We start from the raw sequence: 21,769 nt of genomic DNA on the forward strand, positions 1-21,769 counted from the left end.
GGTGGGTCAGTCGTGCGCGCCGCGGACCACGCGGTCGTGGCGCAGCGAGGAGGCCCGGGTCTCCTTGGCGGCGAGCACGGCGATGATCGTCAGCACGGCGGCACCGGCGACGTAGAAGCCGACCGCCGTCTGGTTCGGGTTGGCGATGTCGTCACCCAGCAGCTCGAGGGCGATGATCGGCGCCAGCGCACCGGCGAAGATCGACGCGAGCTGGTAGCCCACCGAGGCACCGGTGTAGCGCACCGAGGTGCCGAAGAGCTCGGAGAAGAACGCCGCCTGGGGCGAGTACATCAGCGAGTGGAAGAACAGGCCGACCAGCACCGCGAGCAGCACGCTGCCCGAGGTCATGTCGTCGAGCAGGCCGAAGAACACGAAGCCCCAGACACCAACGCCGACGGCACCGGTGAGGTAGAGCGGGCGGCGACCGATCCGGTCGGACAGCGCGCCGATCACCGGGATGATCAGGAACTGCATGCCGGCACCGATCAGCAGCATCTTCAGGATGAGGTCCTTGTCGGCCTCGAGGTAGGTCGTCACGTAGGTGATCGAGATGACCGTGAAGATGTAGTAGGAGATGTTCTCCGCCATCCGCATGCCCATGGCGATGAGGACCTCCTTGGGGTAGGTCCTGATCACCTCGAGGATCGGCAGGTGGGACTCGGCCTGCTTCTTCTCCGCGATCTCGGCCTTGGCCTCCTGGAAGACCGGCGACTCCTCGAGCGAGAGACGGACGAAGAGGCCGATGATCACGAGCACGGCCGAGAGCAGGAACGGGATGCGCCAGCCCCAAGCCTCGAAGTCCGCGTCGGACTGGACAGCGGCCAGGACGAAGAGGACGCCGGTGGCGAGCAGGTTGCCGAGCGGGACGCCGGCCTGCGGCCAGGAGGACCAGAAGCCGCGGCTCTTCTCGTCGCCGTGCTCGGCGACCATGAGGACCGCGCCGCCCCACTCGCCGCCGACCGCGAAGCCCTGGACCAGGCGGCAGACCAGCAGCAGGATCGGGGCCGCGACGCCGATGGAGGCGTAGGTCGGCAGCAGGCCGATGGCGAAGGTCGCGACCCCCATCATCATCAGCGAGGTCACCAGCACCGCCTTGCGGCCGACGCGGTCACCGAAGTGGCCGAAGACGACGCCGCCGAGGGGACGGGCCACGAAGCCGAGGGCGTAGGTGCCGAAGGCGAGCAGCGTCGCGGTGACCGGCTCGGACTCGGGGAAGAACAGGGTGCCGAAGACGAGGGCAGCGGCGGACCCGTAGAGGAAGAAGTCGTACCACTCGACGGCGGTGCCGATCAGGCTGGCGAAGACGACCTTGACGATCGAGGTCTTCGAGGCCGCCTCGGTGGTGGCGGGGGCTTGGGTGGACATGTCTCTCTTTCTTTCCTTTCGGGAACGACCGTCAGGCGGCGGTCCAGCCGCCGTCGATGACGAAGCTGGAGCCGGTGACGGACGCGGCCGCGGGGCCGCACAGGAACGCGACGGTCTCGGCGACCTCCGCGGGCTCGACGAGGCGCTTGAGCGCCGTACGGGCGAGGAGGACGTCGTCGACGACCTCGCCCTCGGGGATGTCGTGGGCCCTCGCCTGGTCGGCGATCTGGCCCTCGACGAGGGGGGTCCGGACGTAGCCGGGGCACACGGTGTTGCTGGTGACGCCCTTCGCGGCGCCCTCGAGGGCGATCACCTTGGAGAGGCCCTCGAGGCCGTGCTTGGCGCTGACGTAGGCCGACTTGTAGGGCGAGGCCCGGTGGCCGTGGACGCTCGAGACGTGGACGACGCGGCCCCAGCCCCGGTCGTACATCCCGGGCAGCACCTGCTGGGTCAGCAGGAACGGGGCCAGCAGCATCAACCGGTGGATCAGCTCGAACCGCTCGACCGGGAAGTCCTCGACCGGGGCGACGTGCTGGACACCGGCGCAGTTGACCAGCACGTCGGTGTCGAGGCCGAGCGCGCGCACGGCGTCGAGGTCGGACAGGTCGACGGCGCGGTGGTCGGCGCCGATCTCGCCGGCGAGCGACGCCGCGGCGTCCTCGTCGCGGTCGAGCACCAGCACCTTCGCGCCGGCGGCGACGAGGCGCGTGGCGACCGCGGCGCCGATGCCGCTGGCGCCGCCGGTGACCACGGCGTGCTTGCCCGCCAACGGGTCGGGCGTGATGGTCGTCTCAGGCATGCGCCCGACGTTAGGGACGAGTCATGGGGGCGTGCCATGTGACAGGGACCCACAACCAACCGGTTCAGGTGTGCGTGCGGGCTACAGTGCCGCAGCGAGGTCCTGCCACAGGTCGTCGGCGTGCTCGAGCCCGACCGAGACGCGCAGGAGGCCGTCCCCCGGCTTGGCGTCGGCCGCCACCGGACGGTGGGTCAGCGCCGCCGGGTGCTGGACGAGGGTGTCGACCCCGCCCAGGGAGACGGCGTGGGTGATCAGCCGGCAGCCCCCGGCCACGGCCGCTGCTGCGTCGTAGCCGCCCACGAGCTCGAAGGCGAGCACCGACCCGGGACCGGCCATCTGGGTGCCGACCAGCCCCTGCGGGTCGCACTCCTTGTGGCCGGGGTAGAGGACCTGTGCGACAGCGGGGTGCTCGGCGAGCCGGTCGGCGAGGACGACGGCGGTCTCCTGCTGGGCGCGCACCCGCAGCGGGAGGGTCTGCAGCCCCCGGTGGAGCTCGTAGGCCGCCAGCGGGTGGAGCAGTCCGCCGGTCACGGCCCGCACCTGGCGCAGCCGGGACAGCCAGCCCTCCCCCGCCGCGACCACGCCGCCCATGACGTCGCCGTGACCGCCCATGAACTTCGTGGCGCTGTGGAGCACGAGCGACGCACCCAGGGCGGCCGGCTGCTGGAGGACCGGCGTGGCGAAGGTGTTGTCGACGAGGACCGGGACGGCGCCGGCGGCGGCGACCACGCCAGCCACGTCGACCAGGTCGAGCGTGGGGTTGGCCGGGGTCTCCACGACGACCAGCCCGGTGTCGGGCCGGATCTCCTCGGCGACGCCGTCGACGGTGGTGAAGGTGACGCGGGTTCCGAGCAGGCCGGTGGCGAGCAGGTGGTCGCTGCCGCCGTAGAGGGGCCGGACCGCGACGACGTGGGGGGTGCCGGCGGCGACGGCAGCCAGCAGCACGGCGCTGAGCGCGGCCATGCCGGTCGAGAAGGCGACCGCGCCCGGGGTGCCCTCGAGGCCGGCCACGCCGCGCTCGAACCGGTCGACGTTGGGGTTCCAGAGCCGCTGGTAGACCAGTGAGTCTCCGGTGCCGGGGCGGCCGCCGGTGGCCAGCGTCTCGTAGGACTCGCCCCCGCGTCCCACGCCGGGGAGCGGGTAGGTCGTCGAGAGGTCCAGCGGTGGGACGTGCACGCCGAGGTCGGCGAGGTCCTCGCGGCCGAGGTGGACGGCGTCGGTCTCCAGGCGGTGGGTCGTCATGGCCCGAACGATGCGAAAACTGCAGTGGAGACGCAACAGTTCCTCGGAACCTGCGGCAATGATCGATCATGTCGCGGATTCTTCGTCCTGGGGCTCTAGAGTGACAGGCGTGCCGCAGGACCTGCCCCGCCGCTCCCCCGGCCCCGCGCCCCGGGACAAGCCGCTGCTCGACGACGTCGACCGGGCGCTCGTCCGGGCGCTGCTCCGCGACGGCCGCACGCCCAACGTCGCCCTCGCGCGCGAGGCCGGCATCGCGGAGTCGACCTGCGTCGCGCGGGTCCGCGGTCTGCGCGAGCGAGGCATCGTCACCGGGGTCACCGCCGACGTCGACCTGGTCCGACTCGGGCTCCCGGTGCAGGCGATGGTGGCGATCCGGTTCTCCGGCCACGCCCGCGCGGACGTCGACGCCTTCGCCGCCGAGGTCACCGAGCTGCCCGGGGTCGTCCGGACGTGGAACATCTCGGGCGCCGACGACTTCCTCGTCCACGTCGCCGCGGCCTCGCCCGACGCGCTGCGCGACTTCGTCCTCGACCACCTCACCGGGCGCCCCGGAGTGGTGCACGCCGAGACGAGCCTGGTCTTCCACGGCTACCGGGGGCGGAACCTGCTGCCCTGAGGCAGCAGCGGCGCGTCAGGAGGTGCCGCGGAGCTTGTGGACGCGGAGGGCGAGCTGGAGGTCGAGGGCGCGCCCGGGGTCGCGCCAGCCCGCGCCGAGCAGCTCGCCGACACGGTCGAGCCGCTGGGACACGGTGTTGGGGTGGACGTGCAGCCTGGCCGCGGTCTCCTTGACCCGGCCACCGGTGGCGAACCAGGCGTCGAGGGTCTCCCGCAGCGCCGTGCCGCGGGCGGCGTCGTAGGACAGCACCGGCCCCAGCGTCGTGCCGACGTACGCCGCCAGCTGCTCCGGTCCGTTCTCACCGAGCAGCAGCCGCGCCAGCCCCAGCCCGGCCGGGTCGCTCACCTCGCCGTGCCGCTCGAGGGTGAGCAGGGTGTCGAGGCAGCGGCGGGCCTCGTCGTGGGCGGCGGCGAGCGACTCGACCCCGGCCCCGGTGACCCCGACGGTGGCGACGCCGCCCGCGCTCGCGACGGCCGTCGCGAGCGACTCACCGACCGCGACCGGGTCGTCGCCGGGCACGAGCAGCACGGGCCGCCCGCGGTGGTCGCCGGCCAGCCCCCGGTGCTCGCCGGCGAGGCGGGCGACGGCCCGGCCCGCGGCGAAGCGGGGCAGTCCCGACACCTCGGCCACGGCGAGCACGAGCGGCCCGTCGAGGCTGACCTGGCGGCGCCGGGCACGCTCGCGGAGGGCGGGGAGCGCCTCCGCCCTCGCGTCGAGGAGGTCACCGAGCAGCTCGCCGCCGAGCCGGTCCTCGGTCTCGGCGACGGTGCGGGCGAAGAGGATGACCAGGGCCGTCACCAGCGCGCCCCGCTCGAGGGTGCGGCGCTGCGGCTGGGGCAGCTCCGCGGCGGTGCGCAGGACGAGCGTCGCGACGTGCTCCGGACCGGCCTGGGCGGTCGCGACGTAGGCGTCCCCGGCCCGGACGCTGCGGCCCGAGGAGAGCGCCTCGGCGACGACCGGCGCCCAGTCCTCGTCGACCGGGGTGCCGGCCAGCAGCGTCGTGTCGGGGTCGTGGATCGCAAGGTCGCCGCCGAGGACCTCCGACAGCACGCCGGCCACCTCCTCGACCCCACCGCCCGCGACCAGCAGGTCGGTGAGGCGGTCGTGGGCGACCGCGGCGTTCTCGACGGCCTGCGTGTGCTCGGTCATCGTGCGGTGGGCCGCGTCGAGGTCGGCGAAGAGCTGGGCGTTCTCGAGCGCGACGGCCGCGTGGGCCGCGAAGGAGGTCAGCAGCGAGACCTCCGACGGCGGGAACGGCCGGACCGTCCGGTGGACGGCGAGCAGCGCGCCGATCACGCGGCCGTCGAGCATCAGCGGCACGCCGAGGATCGCGCGGATCTTCTCCCCGGCGACGGCGTCGTCGATGAACTCCTGGTGCACGAAGCGGGGGTCGGCCTGGTAGTCCTCGGTGAAGTAGGGAGCCCCGGTCTGGGCGACCAGGCCGAGGAGCCCGGTGCCGAGCGGCAGCCGCAGCCGCCGGAACTCCGGGGTGAGGGCTCCCTCGGTGACCTTCATGTAGGACGCGCCGTCGGCCTCGTCGTTGAGGGAGAGGTAGGTCATGTCGGCGTTGAGCAGCTGGCGCGCCCGCCGGGCGATCGCGCTGAGGATCGCGTCGACGTCGCGGATCGCGGTGAGGTCGCTCGCCGTCTCGTAGAGGGCGCGGAGCTCGGCCTCGCGGGCCTGCCGGCGGGCGAGCAGCTCGCGGATCCGCAGGGCCACGTCGCGCTGCTCGCGCAGGGCGGTGAGCTCGTCGTCGGTCAGACCGCCCGCCTCGGCGTCGGCGAGCAGCTCGTCGTAGGCCGCGCGCGGCGCCTCGCCGTAGAGGAGATCGAGGAAGGTGTCGGCCACGGCGTCGGCCCTCAGGACTGCCGGGAGACCGTCATCGAGCGGTCGCCGAACCGGACGACGTCGCCGTCGAGGAGGGTGGTGGGCTTGCCGGGCGGCAGCTGGCGCGCGACGCCGGAGCGCACCAGCGCCGAGCCGTTGGTCGAGCCGCGGTCGGTGACCACCAGCGACCCGTCGCCCGAGACGTGGAGCTGGGCGTGGGTCTTGGAGACCGACATGTCCTCCGACCGCAGCGGCACCAGGTGGTGGACCGCCTCACCCGGCCGGCCCTCCGGTCGCCGTCCGAGCAGCGCGACCCCGTCGACGACGAGCTGCTCGCCGGAGTCGAAGGCGACCTGCCAGCCCACGGGGGCGGGAGGGGCGGCGTGGCGCCCCACTGCGGGGAGGCCGCGGACCTGGGTGCGCTCGAGGTCGGATCCCGCCGACGGCACGGGCACGGTCGCCGGCTCGGACGGAGCGGGGGCCGCACGGCGCGCCGGTGCGGGGGTGGGCGTCGGCGTGGGGGTGGGCGCCTGGGTCGGGGCCGGACGGGCCGCCGCCGGCGCCAGCCGCATCGCGGTCAGGTTGACGACCTGCTGCGGCGCGACCGGTGCCACGGCGTCGGGCGTCCGCTCCGCAGCCGGTCGTACGTCGACCACGACTGCGCCGGTGAGGTGGTCGTGCCAGCCGCGCCGCCGTCGTCCGGGGTCGAGCACCGCGGTCTGCGCCAGCGTGGCCACGCCGAGACCGAGGGCCGGCAACCCGGCCAGGGCCAGCACGAGGGTGCGCAGCACGCCCGGTCCCGCCCCCAGCGGCTCCCCGGACTCCGCACCGACGACCCGCAGCCCGACCACGGTCTTGCCGGGGGTGCTGCCCTGGAGGCCGACGAGCAGCCCGAGCACGACCGTCACCAGCAGCGCGACGCCCAGCACCAGGACCAGTCCGGGCAGCCACGACCCGTCGGAGGCCAGCCGCCACCCGAGCCAGGCCGCCAGCACGAGCAGCGGCCACGCGACCAGCCGGTCGAGGGCGTAGGCGTAGAACCGGCGGTCGAGGCTGGCGGCCGGGAGGGTCGGGAGGGTCATCCGGGGTTGACGACCTGGATCGTGACCCCGTCGCCGAGGTCGAGGACGGCGCCGGGGATCAGCTGGACCGCGACGCCGGGCGTCAGGTCCTCGGGCGGCAGGCCGGGCTGGACGAGCACGGAGCCGTTGGTCGAGCCGAGGTCGGTCACGACGGCGCTGCCGTGGTCGGCACCGCTGCCGGGTCGGATCTCGAGGTGGGTGGAGGAGATCTCCTGCTGCGGGCTCGGCACCGACACCAGCCGCGGCTGCTCGGCGGAGGTGAAGCGCCGGGCCTCCGGCGACCGACCGACGAGCACGGGCCGGTCGACCGAGACGTCGTCGCCGTGGGAGAAGACCAGGCGCGCGACCGGACGGGAGGTGAGCGCGGGACCACGGGACTCCTCCGGCTCCTCCGAGGAGCGCCCGGCGAGGGTGTCGCCGTCGTGGTCGAGGTCGTGGGGCTCCTCGGGTGCGGGGTCCGGCTCGACGGGCAGCGGGGTGTCGTGGTCGAGCGGGTCGACGGGGGCGGGGGTGCCGGGCCACGGCTCGGGCACCGGCGGCACGGCCGAGATCGCCTCGGTCGGCGCGTCGTCGTACGGAGCGGGCTCCGGCTCGGGGTCGGGGTCGGGGTCGAGCTCCGGCTCCGGCTCGGGCTCCGGCTCCGGCTCCGGCACCGGCACCGGCTCGGGTTCCGGCAGCGGCGTGGGCGCGGGATCCGGCTCCGCCGGCTGCTCCGGAGGCTGGCTGACCGACCCGACGCGGACGAGGCCGCCACGGATGGTGAGGGCGTCGTCGACACCGGCCGGCTCGTCGTCCCCCACGTCGAGCCGCAGCGACCGGACGCCGGTCAGCGCCCGCTCCGCCCAGGTCGCGGCCTCGCGACCGTCGACCACGACGTCGCCGCCGTCAGGAGTGGTGGCCGTGGCACGGGCGGGGCCGCGCACGACGATCCGGGTCGTGCCGGCGTCGGTGGCGACGAGGACGAAGCCGGGCAGCTCGCGCAGCCCGCCCGAGATCAGTGCGTCGAGCACGACGTCGAAGCCCGCACCGTCGTCGACCAGCGCCCACAGGTCGGCGACCCGCGCCTTCTCCGAGGGCGGCAGCAGCACGGCCGCGTGCTCGCCGAGGACGGCCAGCCAGTCGCCGGGGCGATAGCTGCGGAGCGCCGAGGAGGGAGTGGTCACGGCAGGGCTCCCAGCTTCTGCTCGAGGCTCAGACGCTGGCGGTCCGAGTCGTAGTCGGCGGCGTCGGCCCATCCCACCACATCGATGACCACCGCGGTCGCGTTGTCGCGCCCACCCGCGGCGAGGGCCCGCTCGACCAGCTCGTCGGCCGCGTCGCGGGGGTCGTCGGCCGTCGCCAGGACGGCCGCGATCTCGTCGTCGCGGATCATGCCGCTGATGCCGTCGGAGCACAGCAGCAGCCGTTCGGCGGAGGCGAGGGGCAGCAGGAAGTAGTCGGGCTGCGCCGGCTCGGGCCCGCCGAGGGCCCGGGTGATGACGTGGCGCTCGGGGTGGTGGGCCGCGTCCTCGCTGGTGATGGTGCCGGCGTCGACGAGCTCCTGGACGACGCTGTGGTCGACGCTGACCTGCTCGAGCCGCTGGGCGGAGAACCGGTAGACACGGGAGTCGCCGAGGTTGACCAGCAGCCACTGGGGCCCGCCGTCGTCGACCAGCAGCGCCGCGACCACGGTCGTCCCGGCGTGGGCGCGGGCACGCCCGCTGGCGACCCGCTCCGCGCCGTAGTCGCTGATGCGGCGCTGGCACTCCGCGAGGGTCGCCGCGGCCTGGTCGCCACCGTGGGCCGGGTCGTAACCGGCGTCGGCGAGCCGCTGGAACTCCTCGACGACGATCCGGCTGGCGACGTCGCCGCCGTCGTGGCCACCCATGCCGTCGGCCACGACGAAGACCGGGGGCGCGGCGAGGAAGGCGTCCTCGTTGACCTCGCGCACGAGCCCGACGTCGGTGCGCGCACCGTGGTGCAGCTCGACCTGCTTCATGTGGCTCATCCCACCTCCCGGGCGCTCAGCAGCGTACGGCCTCGCGCCACCCGCGCGCCCGGTAGCGTGGCAGGGATGTCGGGAGCAGGAACGACCGGCCAGGGGCACCGCACCCTCGCCGACCAGCTGAGGGGGTGGCCGGACGACCGGCTCACCCGGCTGCTGCGCGACCGTCCCGACCTGGCCACCCCGGCTCCTCTCGACTCCGGACAGCTGGCCTCGCGAGCGGCGACCCGGGCCTCGGTGGTCCGGGCGCTCGACCAGCTGAGCTCACTCGAGCTCTCCGTCCTTGATGCCCTCGTGGTGGCCGGCCAAACCTCCGTGGACGCACTGGTCTCGCTGGTCCACGCCGAGGCGGCGTCGGTGAGCGCCGCGGCCGAGCGGCTGGTCGACCTGGCCCTGGTGTGGGAGTCGCCGGCCGGGCTGCGGCCGCTGACCGGCGTCGTGGAGTCCGTCGGGGCCGGTGGACCCGGCTTCAGCGGCATCCGCCCGCTCTCCGCCGAGCCCGCCGACCGGGAGGGGGTCGAGGACCGGCTCTCCGGCCTCGGTGACGCCGCCCGGGCGATGCTCGAGCACGTCGACGCCCACGGCGGACAGGCGACCGCGGGCCGCACCGACGGGCCCCTGGAGGAGCTGCTCGACCGTCGGCTGCTCGTGCCGCGCGGCGGCTACCTGGTCGTCCCCGGCGAGGTCGGCATCGCCCTGCGTGGCGGTCGTACGACGCGCGAACCCGTCGATGCGCCGCCGACCGTGGCGACCACGACCCGCGGGGCCACCCTGGTCGACCGGGCGGCCGCCGGGGCCGCGCTCGAGACCGTCCACCGGGTCGAGCTGCTCCTCGACACGTGGGGCGCCGACCCGCCGGGCGAGCTGCGCTCGGGCGGGCTGGCTGTGCGCGACCTCAAGGCGACCGCGACCCTGCTCCACACGACCGAGCGCACGGCCGGGCTGCTGGTCGAGGTCGCCCGCTCCTCCGGGCTGCTCGCCAGCCGCGCCGACGCCGGCGGCGACCCGGTGTGGGTGCCGACCGACTCGTTCGACGCCTGGGTGGGCCAGGACCTCCCGACCCGCTGGCTCCGGCTGGCCCGCGGCTGGCTCGAGTCGGCGCGACAGGCCGGCCTGATCGGCACGCGCGACCACGCCGGCAAGGGCCGCAACGCCCTCGGGCCCGACCTGGTCTCGCCCATGGCCCCCGAGGTCCGGCGCCAGGTGCTGGCCGTCCTGACCGACCTGCCGCCGGGCGAGGTGCTCGCGGCCGGCACCGGGCTGCCGTCGCTGGTCGCCCTGCTGCGCTGGCAGCGACCCCGGCGGCCCCGCAGCCGCGACGACCACGCCGCGTGGGCGGTCGAGGAGGCCGCGTCACTCGGGATCACCGGCCTCGGCGGCGCGGCGTCGTACGCCTCGGCCGTGGTGGCGGGCGACGACGAGCAGGTGACGTCGGTGCTGGCGCCGCTGCTGCCCGAGCCGGTGGCGCAGGTGCTGCTCCAGGCCGACCTCACCGCGGTGGCGCCCGGCCCGCTGGAGACCTCGGTCGCACGCAAGCTCCACCTCGTCGCGGACGTCGAGTCGCGTGGCGGGGCGACTGTCTACCGCTTCACCCCCGGGTCCGTGCGCCGCGCGCTGGACGTCGGCTGGTCGGCGGCGGAGGTCCACGCGCTGCTCGACGAGGTCGCCGCGACCGAGGTGCCGCAGCCGCTGCGCTACCTCGTCGACGACGCCGCCCGGACCTTCGGCACGATCCGGGTCGGCCACGCCGAGGCGTTCCTGCGCGCCGACGACGAGACCGCGCTGACCGAGCTGCTCCACCACCCGCGGGCGGCCACGCTCGGGCTGCGTCGGATCGCACCCACGGTCCTGATCTCCGACACCCCGCTCGACGTGCTGCTCCCCCGGCTGCGCGACCTCGGCGCCTCGCCGGTCGTCGAGGCGGCCGACGGCACGGTCCGGATCAGCCGGCCCGACCAGCTGCGGGCCCGCAACCCGCGGTCGTCGCGCGCGACCGGCGCCGTCGTCGCCCGCGAGGCGGCCCACGCCGCCCAGGTCGTGGCGGCGATCCGCAGCGGCGACGAGGTCGCGTCGACGCGGCCGGTCGGCCCGGTCGAGACGCTGACGCCGAGCGGCTCGCTGGCCGCGCTGCGCGAGGCGATCGAAACCGGGAGCGCCGTGACGATCGGCTACGTCGACAACCACGGCACCCGTACCGAGCGGCTCGTCGAGCCGGTCCGCGTCGAGGGCGGCCAGCTGACGGCCTACGACGTGAGGAGCGACGACGTCCGCCACTTCGCCATCCACCGGGTGACCTCGGTCCGCGCGGCCGGATCGTCGCGACCCACCCGGCAGTAGGCTCGGGTCGTGGACTTCATCCGGTACGCCGAGGCGTCGGCGGCGCTGCTCAACGCCGAGCTCGCCGACCGCGACGACCTCGTCGCGACGCTGCCGGCGCGCGACTGGCTCCACGACCAGGCGACCGACCGCGACGCGACGGTGCTGCGGCGCTTCCAGCGCGAGCTGCGGCCGGTCTTCGAGGCGTCCGACACCGACGACGTGCGCGGCGTCATCGACGGGCTCAACGGGCTGATGGAGAAGTACCCGATCACCCCGATGATCTCCGACCACGACCCCAGCGACCTCCACCTCCACGTCGCGACCCGCGCCGCCACGGTCTCCGAGCTGCTGATCGGCGAGGCGCTGCTCGGGCTCGCGACGCTGGTCTGCGACCTCGGGCCGACCCGGCTCGGGGTCTGCGCGGAGGCAAGGTGCACCGACGTCTACGTCGACACCTCGCCCAACCAGTCGCGCCGCTACTGCTCCGACCGGTGCTCGTCGCGCGCCAACGTCGCGGCCTACCGCGCGCGGCAGAAGTCCGCTGTCTGACCTCGGCCGGCTGGTCTCCCGGCTGCGGGCGGCGGGCTGCGTCTTCGCCGAGGAGGAGGCCGCGCTGCTGACCGAGGCCGCGTCCGGGGCGGTCCTCGACGCACTGGTCGGGCGCCGCGTCGCCGGCGAGCCGCTGGAGCACCTCCTCGGCTGGGCCGCCTTCGACGGCCTCCGGGTCGTGGTCACCCCCGGTGTCTTCGTCCCGCGGGTGCGGTCGGAGCTGCTGGTCGCGACGGTAGTCCGGTTGATCTGTGCTCGTCCGGACCCCGGATCGGAGCACGAATCAACCGGACTACCGCGACCGCGCGTCCTCGACCTGTGTTGCGGGTCGGGGGCGGTGGGGGCGGCGGTCGCCGCCCGGCTGCCGGCGAGCGAGGTGTGGGCGAGCGACGTCGACCCGGTGGCGGTGGCGTGCGCCCGGCGGAACCTCGACGCGGACCGGGTCGTCGAGGGCGACCTCTACGACGGGCTGCCGCCGGACCTGCACGGGTCCTTCGATGTGGTGGTCGTGAACGCGCCCTACGTCCCGACCGACGCCATCTCCTCGATGCCGCCGGAGGCGCGCGACCACGAGCCGCTCCACGCGCTGGACGGCGGCCCCGACGGCGTCGACCTGCACCGGCGGGTGGCCGCGGGCGTCGGCGGGTGGCTGCGGCCCGGGGGCCGGCTCGTGATCGAGACCAGCCGCGGACAGTCGGCGCTGACCGTCGCCGCGTGCGAGGCGGCCGGGCTGGCGGCGTACGTCGTGAGGGACGAGGAGCGGGACGCGACTGCGGTCGTCACCAGATGAAGCGCGGGGCCATCCAGAGCACCAACCCGAGGACGACCGGGAGCGCGAGCAGTGCGGAGCCGTGCTGCTGCACCGACTCGTGGGCGCTCCACGAGCCGGTCGAGCGGCGCATCCGGAGGGCGACCAGCACCAGTCCCGCGCCGAGGCTGAGCACCATCAGCCCGAGCCCGAGCAGCTGCAGGACGCCGTAGCCACCCACCCACGTGGTGCCGGTCGTGACGGCGTCGACCTCCACGCCGACGACGTCCCCGTCCGGCTGCGAGAGCATCACGCCCTCGCGGGCAGCGACGTCGTCGAGCGCGTCCCCGGGGAGCGAGACCTCCTCCGGCTCGCCGGACGCCGGGGTCAGGTCCCAGTCGTCACCGGCCGACCGTCGTGAGGAGTGCGGCCCGTCGAGCGAGACGTCGTCGCGGACCAGGCACATCTCCTGGCCGGGCGACTCGCACGCCGTCCCGGCCTCGACCACCCCGCCCCACCGCCCGGCACCGATGCTGTTGAGGGCGACCAGCAGCCCCACCAGCAGGGCCACCACGCCGAGTGGCAGGAGCACGACAGGACGCCCGAGGATCTTGCCCACGGGCGCACTGTAGGCGGTGGACCGTACGCTTGCGGGGATGAACGACGGCCCCCTGATCGTCCAGTCGGACAAGACGCTGCTGCTCGAGGTCGACCACGAGCAGGCCCCCGGCTGCCGCAAGGCGATCGCACCCTTCGCCGAGCTCGAGCGCAGCCCCGAGCACGTGCACACCTACCGCCTCACCCCGCTGGGTCTCTGGAACGCGCGTGCCGCGGGCCACGACGCCGAGCAGGTCGTCGACACGCTGCTGACCTACAGCCGCTATGCCGTGCCCCACGCGCTGCTGGTCGACGTCGCCGAGACGATGGCGCGCTACGGCCGGCTCCGGCTCGAGAAGCACCCCGTCCACGGCCTCGTGCTGGCCAGCAACGACCGGCCGGTGCTCGAGGAGGTCCTGCGCGCCAAGAAGGTCGCGGGGATGCTCGGCACCCGGATCGACGACGACACCGTGGTGGTCCACGCCTCCGAGCGCGGCAACCTCAAGCAGGCGCTGCTCAAGCTGGGCTGGCCGGCCGAGGACTTCGCCGGCTACGTCGACGGCGAGGCCCACGAGATCGACCTCGCCGAGGACGGCTGGGAGCTCCGCGACTACCAGCGCGACGCCGCCGAGTCGTTCTGGCACGGCGGGTCGGGCGTCGTGGTGCTCCCCTGCGGCGCCGGGAAGACGATCGTCGGCGCCGCCGCCATGGCCCACGCCCGCGCGACCACGCTGATCATGGTCACCAACACGGTGTCCGCGCGGCAGTGGAAGACCGAGCTGCTCAAGCGCACCAGCCTGACCGAGGACGAGATCGGGGAGTACTCCGGCACGGTCAAGGAGATCCGCCCGGTCACCATCGCGACCTACCAGGTGATGACGACCCGCCGGAAGGGCGTCTACTCCCACCTCGAGCTCTTCGACGCGCGCGACTGGGGTCTCGTCATCTACGACGAGGTCCACCTGCTCCCGGCGCCGATCTTCCGGATGACCGCAGACCTCCAGGCCCGCCGCCGGATCGGCCTCACCGCGACGCTGGTGCGCGAGGACGGCCGCGAGGGCGACGTGTTCTCCCTCATCGGGCCCAAGCGCTACGACGCGCCGTGGAAGGACATCGAGGCGCAGGGCTGGATCGCGCCGGCCGACTGCGTCGAGGTCCGCGTGACCCTGCCCGAGGGCGAGCGGATCGCCTACGCGACCGCCGAGCCCGAGGAGCGCTACCGGCTCGCGGCCTGCACCGCCGCCAAGACCCGCGTCGCCGAGCAGCTCGTCAAGCAGCACCAGGGCGAGCCGACGTTGGTCATCGGCCAGTACCTCGAGCAGCTCGACGAGATCGGTGCCGACCTCGACGCGCCGGTGATCAAGGGCGACACCCCGGTCAAGGAGCGGCAGCGGCTCTTCGACGCCTTCCGCTCCGGCGAGCTCTCGCTGCTCGTGGTCAGCAAGGTCGCCAACTTCTCCATCGACCTCCCCGAGGCGGCGGTGGCGATCCAGGTGTCGGGCTCGTTCGGGTCGCGCCAGGAGGAGGCGCAGCGGCTCGGCCGGCTGCTCCGGCCCGGCGAGGTCCACGACGGCCAGCGCAAGGTCGCGCGGTTCTACGCGATCGTCAGCCGCGACACCGTCGACGCGGAGTTCGCCGCCAACCGGCAGCGGTTCCTCGCCGAGCAGGGCTACGCCTACCGGATCCTCGACGCCGTCGACCTGTGAGCGAGGAGTCCCGGCCCGTCTTCGTGCTCCACGAGCACGACAAGCCGCAGCACCACTACGACCTGCGGCTCGAGGAGGACGGCGTGCTGCGGTCGTGGGCCGTGCCCAAGGGACTCCCGACCGACGCCCGCCACGACCGGCTCGCGGTCCCGGTCGACGACCACGAGCTCGACCACGCGACCTACGAGGACGACGACAAGCGGATCGCCGACACCGGCTGGTGGGAGCTGGAGGACCGCGACGACCGGCGCACCGTCCTCGTGCTCCACGGCCGCGAGGGGTCGCGCCGCTACGCGCTGGTCGACACCGGCCGCGACGCCCTGCTCCACCTCGTCAAGCGGCAGCCCTGACCTCGTCGTACCCGACACGAGCGTCGTGAGATCGCGAGATCACGACGCTCAGGTCGGGTACGACGGTCCGCCCCGGTCTCAGGCACACGCCGCGGTCAGCGGGCGGAGTCGCGCAGCACCTGCTGGGCGGCGAGCCGGCCGGGCGAGCCGATGACGCAGCCGCCGGGGTGGGTGCCGGAGCCGCACTGGTAGTAGCCGTCGATCGGCGTCCGGTACTGGCTCCAGCCGGGGGCCGGGCGGAAGAAGTACATCTGCGGGGCGAGGAACTCGCCGGCGAAGATGTTGCCCTCGCTGAGGCCGGTGCGGGCCTCGATGTCGACGGGCGTGACGACCTCGCGGTGGAGCACCAGGTCACCGAAGCCCGGGAAGTGCTCCTCGAGGACGGCCTGGGCCTTGTCGCCGAACGCCTGCCGCTCGGTCTCCCAGTCGGACCCGCGCAGCTCGTAGGGGGCGTACTGCACGAAGCACGACATGACGTGCTTGCCCGGCGGCGCCATGTCGGGGTCGACGACCGACTGCACCGCGGCATCGATGAAGGGCCGCTCGGAGTACCAGCCGTACTTCGCGGCGTCGAAGGCCTTCTCGACGTACTCGATCGTCGGGCCGATGTTGAGGAAGCCGCCGAAGTGGTCGACGGTGTCCTTGAGCGCCGGGAAGACCGGCAGCGAGTCGAGCGCGAAGTTCACCTTCGACGACACCCCGCGGAACTTCATCCGCCGCACGTTGTCGACGAGGTCGAGCGGGAGCTCGCGGGGCTCGACGAGGTCGAGGAACGTACGCCGGGGGTCGAGCGCCGAGACCACGACCGGCGCGCGGAACTCGGTGCCGTCCTCGAGCACGACGCCGACGGCCCGACCGTTCTCGGTGAGGACCGAGGAGGCCTGCGCGCCGAGCCGGATCTCGGCGCCGAAGGCCGTGGCCGCGCGGGCGAGGACCTGGGTGAACCCGCCGTTGCCGCCCTTGTGGAACGCCCACGAGCCGAGGTGGCCGTCGTGCTCGCCCATCTTGTGGAACAGCAGCACCAGCGCGGAGCCCGGCGACATCGGGCCGACCTTCGAGCCGATGATCGACGAGGACGCGTGGTAGCCCTTGATCGCCTCGTGCTCGAAGTAGTCGTCGAGCCAGTCGGCGGCCGAGCCGGTCAGCAGCCGCACGACGTCGTGCATGGTCGACCGGTCGATGCCACCGAGGTGGTCGAGCAGCCACTTCACGTCGACCGCGTCCTGCGGGTCGCTGCCCCACAGGTTGGGCGGTGGGTTGTCGAAGAGCGGCCGGACCGCCTGGCAGGCCTTGTCGAGGTCGCGGTGGTAGCGCTCGTAGGCGTCGGCGTCGCGCGGCGAGTGGCGCCGGATCTCCTGGAGGTTCTGGGCGTGGTCGTCGCCGAAGAGCAGGTAGTCGCCGTCGCCGGTCGGGTGGAACGACGACGGCATCATCAGCGGCAGGAAGCCGTGCTTCACCAGGTCGAGCTCGTGGATGATCTCGGGCCGCAGCAGGCTCAGCGCGTAGGAGAACGTCGTGAAGGAGAAGCCCGGCATCAGCTCCTCGGTGATGGCGGCGCCGCCGACGAGGTCGTTCTTCTCCAGGACGAGCGTGCTCAGGCCCGACTTGGCGAGGTAGGCCGCGTGGGTGAGGCCGTTGTGGCCGCCGCCGACGACGATCGCGTCGTACTCGTGTGATGACATCAGGCCTTCTTCACTGGTCCTTTTTCCGGGATGGGTCGAAGAACGGCATCGAGGTCGTGGTGACCCGGACCGTCGTGTTGTGGTGGGCGATCGCGAGCTCGAGCCGCAGGTCGGTGCCGGCGGCGGCGAGGTCGGGGCGGACCCGGGCGATGCCGATGTGGTTCTGGAGGACGGGCGAGTAGACGAACGAGGTGCAGTAGCCGACCTCGGTGTTGTGGTCGTCGAGGACCATCGACTCGTAGGACAGCGGGTGCTCGGACTTCGTCGGGAACAGCCCGGCCTCGCGGTGGAGCCGGTCCCAGTCGTGGGGGTCGACGACGAGGCCGGTCGTCGCCCAGCGCGAGGTGCCGTCGACGAGCTCGCGGCGGATCGCCTCGGAGCCGACGAAGCGGCGCGACCCGTCGCGGACCCCGCGGAGCATCCAGCCGAGGCCGAGCTCCTTCGGCGTCACGCACTCGGAGTCGGCCATCGACAACCGCGCGTCGTGCCACTCCACGTCGACGAGCGGGAGGCCGGCCTCGATCCGCAGCGTCATCAGCGCCTCCTCGCCGAAGGGCCGGATCGAGTGGGTGCGTCCGGCCTCGAGGACGGCGTCGAGCACGGCCACCGCGTCGTCGGCCTCGACCATCAGCTCGTAGCCGAGGTCGCCGGTGTAGCCGGTGCGCGACAGCGTGACCGGGACGTCGGCGACCTTGGCCGGGACGTGGTCGAAGTAGCCGAGCTGCTCCGCCTCCGGGGTCAGCGCGCCCAGGACTGCCCGCGACCGCGGCCCCTGGACGGCGAGCATGCCGTAGCGGTCGGTGACGTCCTCGAGCTCGACCCGCAGCCCGGTGGCCAGCTCCTGGAACCACGACAGCGCCGGCCGGCCGGCCGTCAGCAGGAACTCGTCGGCCGAGTGGCGGAACACGACCCCGTCGTGCATGACGTAGCCGCGGTCGTCACACCACGCGGTGTAGTGGGCCTGGCCGGGCTTGCAGGTCCGGATGTCGCGGACGAGCGCCCCGGCCAGCAGCTTCTCGGCGTCCGGGCCGGTGACGGCGTACTTGTAGAGCGGGGAGGTGTCGAAGACCCCGACCGAGTTCCGCACGGCGAAGTACTCGTGCTTCGGCGCGTGGGAGTAGCGCAGGGGCGACAGGGTGCCCTGCCAGTGGGTGTAGAGCCCCTGGTCGTTGAGCTCGCTCAGGCGGGGGTGGAACGGAGTGGTGCGCACGAGGGTGAGGTTATCGCTCGACATCGGTCGACAGCACTGGGATCCTGCTCTCTACTGATCCAAGACTCAGTAACGGAGGCGGGATGGCCGAGGGTCTGCAGGCGGCACTGCCGCGGGAGATGTACGTCGACACGGCGGCGTGGGCCGTCGAGCGCGAGGCCGTCCTCTTCGGCCAGTGGTACGCCGCCGGGCGGCTCGACGACCTCGGGCTGGCCGCGCCCCGGCGGGCCGCCACGGTCGACGTCGCGGGCGAGTCGGTGCTGCTCACCAGCGACGAGCAGGGCGTCCTGCACGCGGCGTACAACGTCTGCCGCCACCGCGGCTGCCAGCTGCGGCCGCCGGACCAGCCCGCGGGCGAGGCGTCGGCGCTGCGCTGTCCCTACCACTCCTGGACCTACGGCCTCGACGGCCGGCTGCTCCGCTCCCCGCACACCGACGTGCCCGACCCGGCGGCGTTCTCCCTCACGCCGGTCGGGGTCGCGACGTGGGGCGGCTTCGTGTTCGTCCACCTCTCCCCCGACGCCGCCGGGCCGCTGGGCGTGCAGACCGACCACGCCCAGTCGATGCTCGCGAACTACGACCTCGGGGGGCTGGTCACCGGGCAGGTGCTGACCTATGACGTCGCGGCCAACTACAAGGTGCTGCTCGAGAACTACAACGAGTGCTACCACTGCGGTCCGGTGCACCCCGAGCTGTCGCGACTGGTGCCGTCGTTCGCCGGCGGCGGCAGCGACCTCGAGTGGGACCGGGGCATCCCCCACCGCGAGGGGGCGTGGACCTTCACGACGACCGGCACCACGGACCGCGCACCCCTGCCGGGGCTCGACGAGGACGAGCGGGTGCGCCACAAGGGTGACCTCGTCTACCCCAACCTGATGGTCTCGGCGTCGGCCGACCACGTCGCCGCCTTCGTCCTCGAGCCGCTCGCCGTCGACCGGACCCGGGTGACCTGCTCGCTGCTCTTCCACCCGGACGAGCAGCGGCAGGCGACCTTCGACCCGAGCGACGCCGGTGACCTGTGGGACCTCGTCAACCAGCAGGACTGGGCGATCTGCGAGGCGGTCCAGCGCGGGATGTCGTCACGCTCCTACACGCAGGGCTGGTTCGCCCCGATGGAGGACGACAGCCTCGACATCCGACGGTGGCTGCTGCCCCTGCTGGAGGCGCACCGTGGCTGACCAGGTCGACTACGTCGTCGTCGGGCTGGGGGCGCTCGGGAGCTCCGCCGCCTGGCACCTCGCCCGCCGCGGCCACTCGGTCGTCGGGCTCGAGCGCTTCGCGCTGGGCCACGACCGCGGCGCGAGCCACGACACGAGCCGGATCCTGCGGCACAGCTATCACACACCCGCCTACGTCGAGCTGACGCTCGAGGCCTACGCCGACTGGGCGGACCTCGAGGGTGCCAGCGGCGAGTCCCTCGTGACGACGACCGGCGGGCTCGACCTCTTCCCCGTCGACGCGGCGATCCCGCCCGGCGACTACACCGCGTCCATGGACGCCGTGGACGTCGACTACGAGGCGATGGACGGCGCGGACGTCGAGCGCCGCTGGCCGGCGTTCCGGCTCGACGACGACGTCCTCGCGCTGTGGCAGCCCGACGCTGCGATCGTCCCCGCGGCCCGCGGCACCGCGGCCATGCAGGCGCAGGCCGTCCGGCACGGCGCCGACCTCCGGCCCCAGCAGCGGGTCGTCGGCCTCACCGAGGTCGACGGCGGGGTCGAGGTCACCACCCCGGACGCGACGATCCGCGCGGGCGGCGTCGTGGTGACCGCCGACGCGTGGGCCAACGACGTGCTCGGCCACCTCGGCGTCCACGTCCCGCTCGTCACGACCTGGGAGCAGGTCACCTACTTCGCGCCGGACGACCCGGTGCGGTTCTCACCGGGCGAGCTGCCGCTGTGGATCTGGATGGACGACCCGTCCTACTACGGGTTCCCGACCTACGGCGAGCCGACGGTCAAGGCCGCCCAGGACTGCGGCGGTCCGCCGGTCGACCCCGAGTCACGCGTCGGCGACGACCCGGTCGACGAGCTGATGCGCGCCCGGCTCCACCGCTTCCTCGGCGACCTGCTGCCCGGGTCGGGCGCGCCGGTCCGCTCCCGCCGCTGCCTCTACACGCTCACCCCGGACCGCGACTTCGTGCTGTCGCCGGTGCCGGGTCACGAGCGGGTCGTCGTCGGGCTCGGCGCAGCCCACTCCTTCAAGTTCGCGCCGACCTTCGGCCGACTGCTGGCCGACGTCGTCACGACCGGATCGTCGGCGACCGACCTGACGGCCTACCGCATGGACCGGCCGGCGCTGACCGACCCCGACCACGCCGTCACCTGGCTGGTGTGAGGACCTCGACCTCCACGCCGAGCTCGTGGGCGACGTGGGCCGCGACCCAGGCCCGCAGCTGGGTGCGGGTGACGGTGCGATAGACGAGGGTCGCGACCGAGAGGCCGTCGAGCAGCGCCGAGGTGCGGCGCACGGCGGCGCCGGGGTCGGGGCAGGTGAAGGCGCCCGACGCCACGCCCGCCTCGACGACCTGCAGCAGCGCTGCCTCCCACCGGCCGTCGAGCCGCCGCAGGACCGACCGGACGTGGGGCTCGCGCTGGGCGAGCGCCCAGGCGTCGATCCACACCCGCCAGCCGATGGCCGTGCCGGTCGGGCCGTAGACCTTGAGCAGCCCGCGCATCCGCGCGACCGGGTCGGCGGGGGCCACGGCGGCGTCGATGCGGGCGAGATCGCGCTCGACGGCGTGGGCGAGCGCCTCCGCGACGAGGTCGTCCTTGGTGCCGAAGTGGTAGAAGACCAGCGACTGGCTCACGCTCAGCTCGGCCGCCACGTCGGAGACGCGGACCGACGCGAGCCCGTCGCGGTCGATCAGGGTGACGGTGGCCGACAGGATCTCGTCGCGTCGTGCGTCGACGGGACGACGGGCGCGACCGGACATGGCGTGACCCTAACCCGGCCCCTGACTCCTCCCTGAGATCGGCGTCTCGGGGCTGATTTCGGGACGGGTGCGAGCGAGGATCGAGGCATGAACACGCTCACGACCCGCTCGCTCCACCGCCCCGCCGACGACCGCTGGGTCGCCGGCGTCTGCTCCGGCCTCGCCCGCCGCTTCGGCATGACGCCCAACACGATGCGGCTGATCTTCGTGCTCAGCTGCCTCCTGCCGGGACCGCAGTTCCTGGTCTACGTCGCGCTGTGGATCCTCGTGCCGTCGGAGGACTGACCGCGGTCACCCCACAACGACCAGCGCCGCGACCGCCGCCCCCAGCGCCACGAGGGCGAGCACCGCGCGCCACCGGTCCACGCGCAGCAGCGCCGCCAGCAGGGCGGGGTCCGGGCCGGTGCGCCCGAGCCTCCCGTGGAGCGGAGCCGCCCGCACGGCGGTGAGCACCACCGTCGCGGCCGCGGTCGCCAGCGCGACCCAGAGCGCCACGCCGCCTGCCCCGTCGTACGCCGCCCACGCGCCGGCCACCACGAGCCCGCCGTAGAGCACCACGACGAGGGGCGCGATGCGCCGCGAGTGGGCACCGTGGACCGCGTCCCACTCGGACGCCGTCGTCGCGGCCAGGCGGGGATAGACCATCGCGGTGACCGTGACCTGGAAGCCGGCGTGGGCGCCGGCGACGACGGCGAGGAGGACCAGCGGCGCGACCACCGGGCCATTCTGTCCGGTTCGGGCACCTCGACGGACCCCGC

The 21,769-nt window shown here is 73.8% G+C and carries 21 protein-coding genes; 9 read left to right on the forward strand and 12 right to left on the reverse strand.

Annotated features, from left to right (window positions below):
- Nucleotides 1-6 precede the first annotated feature (6 nt).
- The 3 genes from ABD091_RS05755 to ABD091_RS05765 form a co-directional block, all read right to left on the reverse strand.
- Nucleotides 7-1,365, reverse strand: coding sequence for an MFS transporter (locus ABD091_RS05755; RefSeq protein WP_343916305.1), 1,359 nt, complete (start codon nt 1,363-1,365; stop codon nt 7-9).
- Between the two features lie 31 nt (nt 1,366-1,396).
- Nucleotides 1,397-2,164 (reverse strand): 3-hydroxybutyrate dehydrogenase, encoded by a 768-nt coding sequence (locus ABD091_RS05760; protein WP_343916307.1) that lies wholly within the window; start codon nt 2,162-2,164, stop codon nt 1,397-1,399.
- Nucleotides 2,165-2,245: 81 nt separating this feature from the next.
- Nucleotides 2,246-3,406 carry a trans-sulfuration enzyme family protein gene (locus tag ABD091_RS05765; RefSeq protein WP_343916309.1) on the reverse strand — a complete coding sequence of 387 codons (1,161 nt, stop codon included), beginning with the start codon at nt 3,404-3,406 and terminating at the stop codon, nt 2,246-2,248.
- A 109-nt stretch (nt 3,407-3,515) separates the two neighbouring features.
- On the opposite strand from ABD091_RS05765, the gene ABD091_RS05770 reads away from it, so the two are divergent.
- On the forward strand, nt 3,516-4,022 hold the full coding sequence (locus ABD091_RS05770; RefSeq protein ID WP_343916311.1) for an Lrp/AsnC family transcriptional regulator: 507 nt from the start codon (nt 3,516-3,518) through the stop codon (nt 4,020-4,022).
- Between the two features lie 15 nt (nt 4,023-4,037).
- On the opposite strand, the gene ABD091_RS05775 is transcribed toward ABD091_RS05770, so the two are convergent.
- From ABD091_RS05775 to ABD091_RS05790, 4 genes are read right to left on the reverse strand one after another with little or no spacing between them, the layout of a single operon-like run.
- Complete coding sequence (locus ABD091_RS05775) at nt 4,038-5,870, reverse strand: helix-turn-helix domain-containing protein (protein ID WP_343916313.1); 1,833 nt, start codon at nt 5,868-5,870, stop codon at nt 4,038-4,040.
- Nucleotides 5,871-5,881: 11 nt separating this feature from the next.
- The gene (locus ABD091_RS05780) at nt 5,882-6,931 is read right to left on the reverse strand and encodes an RDD family protein (protein ID WP_343916315.1); all 1,050 of its coding nucleotides are present in this window, start codon (nt 6,929-6,931) and stop codon (nt 5,882-5,884) included.
- Nucleotides 6,928-8,094 carry an FHA domain-containing protein gene (locus tag ABD091_RS05785; RefSeq protein ID WP_343916317.1) on the reverse strand — a complete coding sequence of 389 codons (1,167 nt, stop codon included), beginning with the start codon at nt 8,092-8,094 and terminating at the stop codon, nt 6,928-6,930. The genes ABD091_RS05780 and ABD091_RS05785 overlap by 4 nt, the downstream gene beginning before the upstream one ends.
- Complete coding sequence (locus ABD091_RS05790; protein WP_343916319.1) at nt 8,091-8,909, reverse strand: PP2C family protein-serine/threonine phosphatase; 819 nt, start codon at nt 8,907-8,909, stop codon at nt 8,091-8,093. Before ABD091_RS05790 ends, ABD091_RS05785 begins: the two co-directional genes overlap by 4 nt.
- Before the next feature lie 75 nt (nt 8,910-8,984).
- Here ABD091_RS05790 and ABD091_RS05795 point away from each other — a divergent pair, with 75 nt between their 5' ends.
- From ABD091_RS05795 to ABD091_RS05805, 3 genes are all read left to right on the forward strand, one after another.
- Nucleotides 8,985-11,252 carry a helicase-associated domain-containing protein gene (locus tag ABD091_RS05795; RefSeq protein ID WP_343916321.1) on the forward strand — a complete coding sequence of 756 codons (2,268 nt, stop codon included), beginning with the start codon at nt 8,985-8,987 and terminating at the stop codon, nt 11,250-11,252.
- A 9-nt stretch (nt 11,253-11,261) separates the two neighbouring features.
- A complete protein-coding gene (locus ABD091_RS05800; protein ID WP_343916323.1) occupies nt 11,262-11,783 on the forward strand; it encodes a CGNR zinc finger domain-containing protein in 522 nt (173 codons plus the stop codon).
- A 67-nt stretch (nt 11,784-11,850) separates the two neighbouring features.
- The gene (locus ABD091_RS05805; RefSeq protein ID WP_343920890.1) at nt 11,851-12,573 is read left to right on the forward strand and encodes a putative protein N(5)-glutamine methyltransferase; all 723 of its coding nucleotides are present in this window, start codon (nt 11,851-11,853) and stop codon (nt 12,571-12,573) included.
- On the opposite strand, the gene ABD091_RS05810 is transcribed toward ABD091_RS05805, so the two are convergent.
- Nucleotides 12,563-13,150, reverse strand: coding sequence for a hypothetical protein (locus ABD091_RS05810; RefSeq protein ID WP_343916325.1), 588 nt, complete (start codon nt 13,148-13,150; stop codon nt 12,563-12,565). The two genes, ABD091_RS05805 and ABD091_RS05810, sit on opposite strands and share 11 nt — an antisense overlap.
- Nucleotides 13,151-13,187: 37 nt before the next feature.
- Between ABD091_RS05810 and ABD091_RS05815 the strand changes: the two genes are divergently transcribed.
- Complete coding sequence (locus ABD091_RS05815) at nt 13,188-14,834, forward strand: DNA repair helicase XPB (RefSeq protein ID WP_343916327.1); 1,647 nt, start codon at nt 13,188-13,190, stop codon at nt 14,832-14,834.
- Entirely contained in the window at nt 14,831-15,184 is a 354-nt protein-coding gene (locus ABD091_RS05820; RefSeq protein ID WP_343916328.1) for a DNA polymerase ligase N-terminal domain-containing protein, read from the forward strand. Before ABD091_RS05815 ends, ABD091_RS05820 begins: the two co-directional genes overlap by 4 nt.
- Before the next feature lie 95 nt (nt 15,185-15,279).
- On the opposite strand, the gene ABD091_RS05825 is transcribed toward ABD091_RS05820, so the two are convergent.
- Nucleotides 15,280-16,866, reverse strand: a complete 1,587-nt coding sequence (locus ABD091_RS05825; RefSeq protein ID WP_343916330.1) for a phytoene desaturase family protein — start codon at nt 16,864-16,866, stop codon at nt 15,280-15,282.
- A 10-nt stretch (nt 16,867-16,876) separates the two neighbouring features.
- Entirely contained in the window at nt 16,877-18,076 is a 1,200-nt protein-coding gene (locus ABD091_RS05830; protein WP_343916332.1) for an aminomethyl transferase family protein, read from the reverse strand.
- 83 nt (nt 18,077-18,159) lie between these two features.
- Here ABD091_RS05830 and ABD091_RS05835 point away from each other — a divergent pair, with 83 nt between their 5' ends.
- Nucleotides 18,160-19,254: an aromatic ring-hydroxylating oxygenase subunit alpha gene (locus ABD091_RS05835; RefSeq protein WP_343916334.1), complete on the forward strand. Its 1,095-nt coding sequence runs from the start codon at nt 18,160-18,162 to the stop codon at nt 19,252-19,254.
- Nucleotides 19,247-20,413, forward strand: coding sequence for an N-methyl-L-tryptophan oxidase (solA, locus tag ABD091_RS05840; protein ID WP_343916336.1), 1,167 nt, complete (start codon nt 19,247-19,249; stop codon nt 20,411-20,413). The genes ABD091_RS05835 and solA overlap by 8 nt, the downstream gene beginning before the upstream one ends.
- Here the strand turns inward: solA and ABD091_RS05845 are convergent.
- Nucleotides 20,397-21,011 (reverse strand): TetR/AcrR family transcriptional regulator, encoded by a 615-nt coding sequence (locus ABD091_RS05845; RefSeq protein WP_343916338.1) that lies wholly within the window; start codon nt 21,009-21,011, stop codon nt 20,397-20,399. The two genes, solA and ABD091_RS05845, sit on opposite strands and share 17 nt — an antisense overlap.
- Before the next feature lie 87 nt (nt 21,012-21,098).
- On the opposite strand from ABD091_RS05845, the gene ABD091_RS05850 reads away from it, so the two are divergent.
- Nucleotides 21,099-21,296, forward strand: a complete 198-nt coding sequence (locus tag ABD091_RS05850) for a PspC domain-containing protein (RefSeq protein ID WP_343916340.1) — start codon at nt 21,099-21,101, stop codon at nt 21,294-21,296.
- Between the two features lie 6 nt (nt 21,297-21,302).
- On the opposite strand, the gene ABD091_RS05855 is transcribed toward ABD091_RS05850, so the two are convergent.
- Nucleotides 21,303-21,728, reverse strand: a complete 426-nt coding sequence (locus tag ABD091_RS05855; protein ID WP_343916342.1) for a hypothetical protein — start codon at nt 21,726-21,728, stop codon at nt 21,303-21,305.
- Between the last annotated feature and the right edge of the window lie 41 nt (nt 21,729-21,769).

The organism is Nocardioides aestuarii (assembly GCF_039527245.1).
GTDB classification, from domain to species: Bacteria; Actinomycetota; Actinomycetes; order Propionibacteriales; family Nocardioidaceae; genus Nocardioides; species Nocardioides aestuarii.

Bases quoted from the DNA above. Each gene is read 5' to 3' on its own strand.
- ABD091_RS05755 (WP_343916305.1), bottom strand. From the start codon at position 1,365: ATGTCCACCCAAGCCCCCGCCACCACCGAGGCGGCCTCGAAGACCTCG.
- ABD091_RS05780 (WP_343916315.1), bottom strand. From the start codon at position 6,931: ATGACCCTCCCGACCCTCCCGGCCGCCAGCCTCGACCGCCGGTTCTAC.
- ABD091_RS05835 (WP_343916334.1), top strand. From the start codon at position 18,160: ATGGCCGAGGGTCTGCAGGCGGCACTGCCGCGGGAGATGTACGTCGAC.
- ABD091_RS05815 (WP_343916327.1), top strand. From the start codon at position 13,188: ATGAACGACGGCCCCCTGATCGTCCAGTCGGACAAGACGCTGCTGCTC.
- ABD091_RS05825 (WP_343916330.1), bottom strand. From the start codon at position 16,866: ATGTCATCACACGAGTACGACGCGATCGTCGTCGGCGGCGGCCACAAC.
- ABD091_RS05765 (WP_343916309.1), bottom strand. From the start codon at position 3,406: ATGACGACCCACCGCCTGGAGACCGACGCCGTCCACCTCGGCCGCGAG.
- ABD091_RS05795 (WP_343916321.1), top strand. From the start codon at position 8,985: ATGTCGGGAGCAGGAACGACCGGCCAGGGGCACCGCACCCTCGCCGAC.
- ABD091_RS05850 (WP_343916340.1), top strand. From the start codon at position 21,099: ATGAACACGCTCACGACCCGCTCGCTCCACCGCCCCGCCGACGACCGC.
- ABD091_RS05845 (WP_343916338.1), bottom strand. From the start codon at position 21,011: ATGTCCGGTCGCGCCCGTCGTCCCGTCGACGCACGACGCGACGAGATC.
- ABD091_RS05760 (WP_343916307.1), bottom strand. From the start codon at position 2,164: ATGCCTGAGACGACCATCACGCCCGACCCGTTGGCGGGCAAGCACGCC.
- ABD091_RS05790 (WP_343916319.1), bottom strand. From the start codon at position 8,909: ATGAAGCAGGTCGAGCTGCACCACGGTGCGCGCACCGACGTCGGGCTC.